The organism is Nonomuraea sp. NPDC001684, from assembly GCF_053596515.1.
Window position 1 is genome coordinate 1 of record NZ_JBSFGJ010000408.1, and the last position, 8,421, is coordinate 8,421.

Sequence of the window (8,421 nt, forward strand, 5' to 3'; positions counted from 1 at the left end):
GCAGCTCCTCGGCGACGGCGACGAAGACGCGCAGCAGCCGGGGGTGCAGATCCACGACGCCACATTAACCACAAAAGCGCGTCAATCGCGATATTTCGGTGTTGGACCGGGCGCAGGCGTCACCGCGACGCTGGGAAGCATGATCCGCCGTCTCCTGACCCGTCTCATGACCCGCCTCCTCCGCCCCGCGCCACCCGCTCCGGCCCAGGTCCGCGCGCTGTTCGGGCTGCCACGGCCGCCCGGCACGTGCGGTTGCCTGCTCGACCTCCCGCACGATCCCTCCGCCCATCCGGCGGGCCCCTGAGCCCGGCGCGGAACGCGGGGGCACGTCCCGTTCGTTGGCCGGGCATGGCTGACATCCCCTACGACCGCAAAGAGCAGTTCAAGCAGATCGAGAGCGGCCTGCTCCCCGGCGAGCAGATCATCGCCGTCTACGACGCGATCGGGGCGGGCACCGGGTTCCTGGGGCTCACGGACCGGCGGGTGATCGTGCAGGACAAGTCGTTCGTGGGCAAGCGGATCGCGATCACCAGCATCCCCTACGCCAAGATCTCGGCGGTGAGCGTCGTGAGCAACAAGTCGCTGGCCGGCGGGTTCTTCTCCTCCGGCGCCATCGCCATCCACGTCGGCACGCACACCTACGAGGTGGACTTCCGCGGCGACAACAAGGCCCACCACGTGCACAACGTCATCCTCCACTACATTTCGCAGGGCTGATCGGCGTCACGCGTGGTCTCCTGGGCAGGGTGAGCGTATTCTGCCGATGATCACGAAGGGGGCGAGGTGCGGCGTTCCGTACGTGCCCGCGTGGCCGGTCTCGGCGTGCTGCTGGCGCTCCCGGCCTGCGCCGGGCCTCCCGGGCGGGACGTCCCGTCCGCTCCGGCGGTGAGCCTCACGGTCCAGGCCCGCTGCCCCCGGCCCGGCGGCGACGACCTGCGCGCCGAGCCCGTACGGTCGCCGTGGCGGACGGTCCCGGCGGGCGACGGGCACGGCACGCTCGACCGGCTGGCGGTCGCCCCCGACGGGGCGGTGTGGGCGGTGCGTTCCGTCCAGCGCGAGACGTCCGCCGGGATGGAGACCACGTCCGGCGGGCTGAGCCGGTGGGACGGCGCGCGCTGGCGCACGTACGCGCTGCCGTCCCGGATGACGGTCGCCGCGGTCGGGGCGGTCTCGGGCGAGCGGGCGTGGGCCTTCGGGACCGGCGACGACGAACGTCCCGGCCTGGTCGCCGGCGTCACGGACGGCGCCGTGAGCGCCTCCACGCCGCTCAAGGAGCGCGCCTCGGCCATCGGCCTGCACGGCACCGCGGCGAGCGGCCCGTGGGCCGTGTCCGGGCGCGACGCGCTGCGCTGGGACGGCTCGGCCTGGCGCGCGTACCGGCTGCCCGCCCCGGCGCGGGCCCTCGGCGGCGAGGGCGCGGACGTGTGGACGGTCGGCCGGACCGCGCACGACCCCGCCGCCCGCTGGAACGGCGTCGCGTGGCAGGCGGTGCACCTGCCCGAGCCGGGCGCGCCCGAGGGCGCGCGGCCGGCCCGCACGGAGCTCGGCGACGTGGCCGTGCTCGGGCCGGACGACGTGTGGGTGGTCGGCGGGGTGTCCTGGTTCCCGCCCGACGAGTACGACGAGCAGGGCGAGCCCCTGGAACGCCGCCGCCCGCTGGCGCTGCACTGGGACGGCTCGGCCTGGCGGTGCCGCTGGGGCCCGGAGGGCGCGGCCTTCACCGAGGCCGAGCCCGACGGCCGGGCGGGCCTGTGGGTGCTCGACTCGACCCGCTCCCGGCTGCACCACTACGCGGCCGGCCGCTGGACGACGACGACCGTGCGCGGCACGGTCACCGCCCTGGCCCGCCGCCCCGGCACGACCGAGGTGTACGCGGCGGGCTGGACCGGCCCCGAGGGCGAGCTGACCAGGCCCGCCCTCTGGCTCACCCGCTGACCCGTCGCCACCCCTACATGCAGGTGAAGCCGTTGGGGGCCGCCCGGCAGAAGTCGCGCAGGTCGCGCAGCCAGGAGGCGGTGGCCGAGTAGTTGAGCGCCAGGTCGTCGCGGTGGAGGCGGTGGTCGTCGGGCTCCTCGGTCACCTCGCCGTCGAGCCGGACCCGTCCGTGCTCGGGCAGGCCGCCCAGGTAGTCGTCGAGGAAGGCCGCGATGCGGCCCGCGTCGGCGCCGGTGAGCGTCATGCGGCCGTTGAAGCCGAGCAGGCACGCGGTCTCGGGGTCGAGCACCCGGGCCTCCTCCAGCAGGGACAGGGTCGGACGCCAGTTCCAGGCGTTGACGCTCAGGCATCCGCCCTCGGGGGTCTCCAGGTCCCAGCTCAATACGTTCAGTCCCGGCGCAGCGAGGCGTAGAGGTCGAGGGTGCGCCGGGCGATGCGCTCCCAGGAGAAGTGCTCGACGGCCCTGGCCCGCCCGGCGCGGCCCATCTCGGCGGCCCGCGCCGGGTCGGCCAGCAGCGCGTTGACCCGCTCGGCCAGGTCGGCGGCGAACGCCTCGGGATCGTGCGGGGTGCCGTCGGGGCCCTGGTCGATCGGCACCAGCAGGCCCGTCTCGCCGTCGGCGACGACCTCGGGGATGCCGCCGGTCGCGGTGGCCACCACGGGCGTCTCGCAGGCCATGGCCTCCAGGTTGACGATGCCCATCGGCTCGTAGACCGACGGGCAGACGAAGACCGAGGCGTGCGTGAGGAGCTGGATGACCTCCGGCTTGGGCAGCATCTCCGAGATCCACAGCACGCCGTCGCGGTCGAGGCCGCGCACCAGCCCGGTCACCTCAGCGGCGATCTCCGGCGTGTCCGGCGCGCCCGCGCACAGGACGAGCTGGGCCGCCGGGTCGAAGGAGCGGGCGGCGTGCAGGAGGTGCACCAGGCCCTTCTGCCGGGTGATGCGGCCGACGAAGATCACGTAGGGCCGGTCGGGGTCGACGCCGTGCTTCTTCAGCACGTCGAGGCCGGGGTCGGGGGCGTACTGGGCGGTGTCGATGCCGTTGTGGATGACGGTGACCCGGCCGGGCGGGATCTCGGGGTAGGCGGCCAGCACGTCGCGGCGCATGCCCTCGCTGACCGCGATCACCGCGTCGGCGGCGGCCAGGGCGGTGCGCTCGGCCCACGACGAGACCGTGTAGCCGCCGCCCAGCTGCTCGGCCTTCCACGGGCGCAGCGGCTCCAGGCTGTGGGTGGTGACGACGTGCGGCACGCCGTGGAGCATCTTGGCGACATGCCCGGCGAAGTTGGCGTACCAGGTATGGGAGTGGACGACGTCCGCGCCCTCGCAGGCGGCGGCCATCTCCAGGTCGACGCCGAGCACCTGGAGGGCGGCGTTGGCCCGCTCCAGGCCGCCGGGCACCCGGTAGGCCGACACGCCGGGCTCCTCGCGATCGGCCCCGAAGCAGCGCACCCGGACGTCGGCCAGCTTGCGCAGCTCCCTGGCCAGGTACTCCATGTGCACCCCGGCGCCGCCGTAGACGTCCGGCGGGTACTCCCTGCTGAGCAGATCAACACGCATGCCCACGACCTTACGACGCGCCGGGCCCGGCGCCCTCCAGCGAGCGGCATGTTTTGCGCCGACCATCAACTCCGGCACCGCACTTGTGAACCGTCGCAAGCATAGGGAACACATCGATACAGCCCAATGTCGGTAAGTCCGGCCCCTGCTCAACGCGGATAAGTCAGGACACGGCGGCACAGCCCAGTGCGCGGTTTCGTCGATAGATCGGCCATTTACGGGTAGCGTCCTGGACATGAGGTCCCGGAGGGTGCTTGCGGTTGTGCTGGCAGGTGGAGAGGGCAAGAGGCTCATGCCGCTCACGGCGGATCGGGCCAAACCGGCGGTGCCGTTCGGGGGGATGTATCGGCTGATCGACTTCGTGCTGTCGAACCTCGCGAACGGCGGCTTCCTGAAGATCGTGGTGTTGACCCAGTACAAGAACCACAGCCTCGACAGGCACGTCTCCCGTACCTGGCGGCTGTCGGCGATGCTGGGCAACTACGTGACGCCCGTGCCCGCCCAGCAGCGGCTCGGGCCGCGCTGGTTCTCCGGTTCTGCGGACGCGCTGTTCCAGAACCTGAACCTGATCTACGACGAGATGCCCGAGCACGTGATCGTGTTCGGCGCCGACCACATCTACCGCATGGATCCGCGGCAGATGGTCGAGCAGCACGAGGACTCGGGCGCGGACGTGACGGTGGCGGCGATCCGCCAGCCGCTGTCGCTGGCCGACCAGTTCGGCGTGATCGAGACCGATCCCGAGGGCCGCCGCATCGTGGCCTTCAGGGAGAAGCCGAAGGACGCCGTGGGCCTGGCCGACTCCCCCGACGAGGTCTACGCCTCGATGGGCAACTACGTCTTCAAGACCCAGGCCATGATCGACGCGCTGCGCGAGGACGCGCTCGACCCGACCAGCAAGCACGACCTGGGCGGCAACATCATCCCGATGCTGGTCAAGTCCGGCGGCGCGGACGTCTACGACTTCAAGAACAACATCGTGCCCGGCTCCAGCGAGCGCGACCGCGGCTACTGGCGCGACGTGGGGACCCTCGACGCCTACTACGAGGCCCACATGGACCTCATCTCCGCCCACCCGATCTTCAACCTGTACAACGACAAGTGGCCGATCTTCACCGGGCACGACCCGCTGCCCCCGGCCAAGTTCGTGCACAACGACGGCGACCGGGTGGGCCGGGCGATCGACTCGCTGGTCTCCCCCGGCGTGATCGTCTCGGGCGGCATGGCGATGCGCTCGATCCTGTCGCCGAAGGTCGTGCTCCACTCGCACTCGCTGGTGGAGGACTCCGTGCTGATGGAGAACGTCAAGGTGGGCCGGGGCGCGATCGTGCGCAAGGCGATCATCGACAAGAACGTGGTGATCCCCGACGGCGCGCGCATCGGCTTCGACCTCGACTACGACCGCACCCGCTTCGCGCTGACCCGCGGCGGGGTCGTGGTCATCGGCAAGAACGAGATCGTCGACCGTTAGGGCCCGGGCGGGCCGGTCCCTCTGCCCGGGGCCGGCCGCGTACCGGGCGGCGGCGGTCCTGATCGGCTCCGGCGGCCCGCGAGTGTGCTCATCGCGTGGGCGCACGGGTCCGGGGCTCGGCCGGTCGGCGGCGGGGGGTGGAGCGCCGGGCGCCGCGGGCGCCCGGCAACGCAGGATCCCGGGCCACGCACGGCGCGGCCCGGGCTCAGGTGATGCGACCTCAGATGCCGGCGCCCACGCCCAGGCCGTACGCCCAGCCGCCCGGCCAGTAGCCGCGGCCCGGCCAGTAACCCCAGTTGTAGCCGTCGTGGGGACGCCCGTAGTAGTCCCTGTGGTGCTCGCAGGCGTCGGCGTCACGGTGTCCGGCGGACACGCCCCACGGCGTGATGCGGAGCGCGGTCGAGTCGTCGGACGTGCTCAGGTCGCACTTCTCGTGGTGGACGTTGGCGTTGGCCGCCCCCGCCATGCCGAACAGCGCGGCGACGGCGAAGCCGCCGGCGACGATGAGGTTGGCTTTCATGAATCCCCCTGGATCACGAAGTGACATCGCTGCTCACTGTACGTAATCGCCTCCGTACCGCCGTGTAACGCCACGCCAGGAAAGGACTCGGCGCTTTCCGGTGCCACCCCGGCGAAGTCCGGCCTTCTCCGGCCACTCCGGAAACCCCGCCAGGCCGCCAGAAGTCCGGCCTTCTCCGGCCACTCGGGAAGCGCCGCCGCGCCCTTGGAACGCCGGTCGGCGGGCCGGGACGCGTAGTCTGCTCCGGACGCCCGTCCGTTCACGGCGGGGTCGCCGTGAACCGTCCGGAGAGGACCTCATGCCGCCCACACCGCCCGGCCCCTTCACCGGCCGTTCCGTCACCGACCTGGCCCGTGACCTGCGCGCCAGCCGGACCACCGCCGCCGAGCTGGCCCGGCTGGCGCTCGACGCGGCCGTCACCCTGGATCCCGCGCTCGGCGCCTTCGTCACCGTGGACCCGGTGGGCGCGGCGGCCGCCGCCCGGCGGGCGGACCAGGAGCTGGCCGCGGGCGCCGACCGGGGCCCGCTGCACGGCGTGCCGGTCGCCGTGAAGGACCTCATCGACGTCGCGGGGCTGCCCTGCACGATGGGGTCGCGGCACTTCGCCGGCCACGTCGCCGAGTCCGACGCCGCCTGCGTGACGCTGCTGCGCCAGGCCGGGGCGGTGATCGTCGGCAAGACCACGACGCACGAGTTCGCGTACGGCCCCACCGGCGACCGCTCGGCCAACGGTCCCTCGCGCAACCCGCGCGACCCCGCGCGCATGTCCGGCGGGTCGAGCGGCGGCAGCGCGGCGGCCGTGGCCGCGGGCATGGTGCCCCTGGCGATCGGCACCGACACGGGCGGGTCGGTGCGCATCCCGGCCGCCCTGTGCGGGATCGCCGGGTTCAAGCCCGCCTACGACGCGATCCCGGCCGCCGGGGTGTTCCCCCTGTCCCGGACGTTCGACCACGTCGGCGTGCTGGCCGCCGGCCCGCTGGACTGCCTGATCGCCTACCGGCAGCTCGCGACCGGCGGGCCGCCGCCCGCCCGGGACAGCGCCGGTGAGGCGGCGGCGGTGCGGGTGGGGTGGCTGGACCCCGCCGTCCTGTCGCCCTGCGATCCGCGTGTCGTGGCGGTCGCGCGGGCGGCGGCGGGCGCGGGGCTGAAGGAGGTCCGGCTGCCCGGGGAGCTGGCCGAGGGGCTGCGGGAGACGTACGCGACGGTGCAGGGCGCGGAGGCGTCCGCCGTGCACGCCGACCGGATGGCCAGGGCGCCCGAGCTGTTCGACCCCGAGGTGCTCGACCGGCTGCGCGCGGCCATGGACCTGCCCGCCTGGGCCTACGTCAAGGCCCTGGACGAGCGGCCCGCGCTGGCCGCCGCGGCGGAGTCGCTGTTCGACGAGCACGACGTGCTGGCGCTGCCGGCCGTGCCGCTCGTCGCGCCGCCGCTGGAGCAGCGCCAGACCGAGCTGGACGGGCGGGCCGTCGCCGTCCGGGCCGCGCTGCTGGCCCTGACCAGCCCGTGGAACGTGCTCGGCCTGCCCGCGCTGACCGTGCCGGCCGGCTCGGTGGACGGCCTGCCGGTCGGGCTGCAGCTCGTCTGCCGGCCCGGCCGGGAGGAGCTGCTGTTCCGGGTGGCCTGCTCACCGGGCGGCTGAGGAAGGGTGGGCCCCGGGCCGGCCCGGCGCAGGCCGGACCCGGGGGCGGGGGCTCGTGTCCGGCCGGGGGGCGCCATTCCCGTCGGCCAGGCCGAAGCCCACGGCCCTTTTCTTTCAGGGCCGTACGTCCGAGTGGCAGGATTCGAACCTGCGGTGCTCCTGCTCCCAAGGCAGGCGGGCTGACCAAACTGCCCCACACTCGGTCCTGAAAATCAACGAAGCCGCCCCGGCGGAGGCCCGGGACGGCTTTCCTGGTCGATTCTCCGTGGAATCACCGGGAAAGCCTTGGCCGCAGCTCAGGCCGGTTGCCGGACGGCCTGTAGAGTCGAGGTCCGCACATGGCCGCCGCCTTTCTCGTCGTTCTCCGTGAATGTCGTTCCGGAACGAGATCAACGGTAGACCGGGGGCCGCCGGAAATGCCACGCATTTATCGCCGGTCGCGGTCCCGGTCGTTGGTCCAGGCCACCCCGGCGCGCGTTTCAGGGGCCTCGACGCGGAACCGGGGAAGGGCGTCCGGGTAGTTGTCGCGGACGAAATTGACGAGGAATTCGCGGACGTCGCACTTCAGGTCCCAGGAGGACGGCGAGTCGGCGGCGCTCATCAGGGCGCGCAGCTCGACCAGGCCGTTGGGCAGCACGTCGGTGACCTGGAGCGTCCAGTCCTTCTGGTCCCACAGCGGGTTGCCCTGAAGGAACTCGTACAGGGCGTCGCGCAGTTTGGGCACCGGCACCGCCCAGTCGACCCGCAGGAACACCACGGCGAGCACCCGGCTGCCGTGCCTGGTCCAGTTCTCGAACGGGTTCTGGGTGAAGTAGGAGACGGGCAGCACCAGCCGCCGCTCGTCCCACAGGCGCAGCACCACGTACGTGAGCGTGAGCTCCTCGATCCTGCCCCACTCCTTCTCCACCACGACGACGTCGTCCAGCCGCAGCGCGTCGCTGAAGGCCAGTTGCAGCCCGGCCAGCATGTTGCCGATGGTCGGCTGGGCCGCGATGCCGACGATGGCGCCGGCGATGCCGGCCGAGGCCAGCAGCCCGGCGCCGAGCGCCCGCACCTGCGGGAAGGAGAACAGCATGGCGCCGAGCGCGATGACGATGATGACCGCGGCGGCGATACGGCGCACCAGCGCGATCTGCGTCCTGATCCGCCGCGCCCGGCGGTTGCGCTCGCCCTCGACGAGCACCAGCCGGTCGAGCACGACGTCCGTCAGCGCGTACGTCGCCTGGATGATCAGCCAGGTCACCGTGCCGATGGTGGCCAGGCCGATGACCCGGTCCACCGACTGGGCCAGGC

At 73.0% G+C, this 8,421-nt stretch carries 9 protein-coding genes and 1 tRNA gene; 5 read left to right on the forward strand and 5 right to left on the reverse strand.

All coding sequences use genetic code 11. From position 1 onward, the window contains the following. From ACWCSD_RS41575 to ACWCSD_RS41585, 3 genes are all read left to right on the forward strand, one after another. Positions 1–304: hypothetical protein (locus tag ACWCSD_RS41575; RefSeq protein WP_449923200.1), on the forward strand; the 304-nt coding region annotated here is incomplete at its 5' end. Positions 305–348: 44 nt separating this feature from the next. Next, positions 349–717, forward strand: coding sequence for a PH domain-containing protein (locus ACWCSD_RS41580; RefSeq protein ID WP_352361137.1), 369 nt, complete (start codon positions 349–351; stop codon positions 715–717). Positions 718–783: 66 nt separating this feature from the next. Beyond that, positions 784–1,935, forward strand: coding sequence for a hypothetical protein (locus tag ACWCSD_RS41585; RefSeq protein WP_449923204.1), 1,152 nt, complete (start codon positions 784–786; stop codon positions 1,933–1,935). A gap of 13 nt (positions 1,936–1,948) precedes the next feature. Here ACWCSD_RS41585 and ACWCSD_RS41590 read toward each other — a convergent pair whose 3' ends face one another. Next, on the reverse strand, positions 1,949–2,317 hold the full coding sequence (locus ACWCSD_RS41590; protein ID WP_364338028.1) for a hypothetical protein: 369 nt from the start codon (positions 2,315–2,317) through the stop codon (positions 1,949–1,951). Positions 2,318–2,322: 5 nt separating this feature from the next. Next, positions 2,323–3,498 carry a glycogen synthase gene (gene glgA / locus ACWCSD_RS41595; RefSeq protein ID WP_352329860.1) on the reverse strand — a complete coding sequence of 392 codons (1,176 nt, stop codon included), beginning with the start codon at positions 3,496–3,498 and terminating at the stop codon, positions 2,323–2,325. Positions 3,499–3,733: 235 nt separating this feature from the next. On the opposite strand from glgA, the gene glgC reads away from it, so the two are divergent. After that, a complete protein-coding gene (gene glgC, locus ACWCSD_RS41600) occupies positions 3,734–4,969 on the forward strand; it encodes a glucose-1-phosphate adenylyltransferase (RefSeq protein ID WP_352329862.1) in 1,236 nt (411 codons plus the stop codon). Between the two features lie 220 nt (positions 4,970–5,189). Here glgC and ACWCSD_RS41605 read toward each other — a convergent pair whose 3' ends face one another. Further along, on the reverse strand, positions 5,190–5,489 hold the full coding sequence (locus ACWCSD_RS41605) for a hypothetical protein (RefSeq protein WP_449923209.1): 300 nt from the start codon (positions 5,487–5,489) through the stop codon (positions 5,190–5,192). 298 nt (positions 5,490–5,787) lie between these two features. On the opposite strand from ACWCSD_RS41605, the gene ACWCSD_RS41610 reads away from it, so the two are divergent. Beyond that, entirely contained in the window at positions 5,788–7,128 is a 1,341-nt protein-coding gene (locus ACWCSD_RS41610; protein ID WP_449923212.1) for an amidase, read from the forward strand. A gap of 127 nt (positions 7,129–7,255) precedes the next feature. On the opposite strand, the gene ACWCSD_RS41615 is transcribed toward ACWCSD_RS41610, so the two are convergent. Then, a tRNA-Pro gene (locus ACWCSD_RS41615) sits at positions 7,256–7,331 on the reverse strand. Between the two features lie 224 nt (positions 7,332–7,555). Beyond that, positions 7,556–8,421: mechanosensitive ion channel family protein (locus ACWCSD_RS41620; protein WP_449923215.1), on the reverse strand; the 866-nt coding region annotated here is incomplete at its 5' end.

Excerpts from the sequence above, each read along its gene's own strand:
- glgA (WP_352329860.1), bottom strand. The coding sequence starts at position 3,498 with ATGCGTGTTGATCTGCTCAGCAGGGAGTACCCGCCGGACGTCTACGGC.
- ACWCSD_RS41610 (WP_449923212.1), top strand. The coding sequence starts at position 5,788 with ATGCCGCCCACACCGCCCGGCCCCTTCACCGGCCGTTCCGTCACCGAC.
- ACWCSD_RS41605 (WP_449923209.1), bottom strand. The coding sequence starts at position 5,489 with ATGAAAGCCAACCTCATCGTCGCCGGCGGCTTCGCCGTCGCCGCGCTG.
- ACWCSD_RS41580 (WP_352361137.1), top strand. The coding sequence starts at position 349 with ATGGCTGACATCCCCTACGACCGCAAAGAGCAGTTCAAGCAGATCGAG.
- glgC (WP_352329862.1), top strand. The coding sequence starts at position 3,734 with ATGAGGTCCCGGAGGGTGCTTGCGGTTGTGCTGGCAGGTGGAGAGGGC.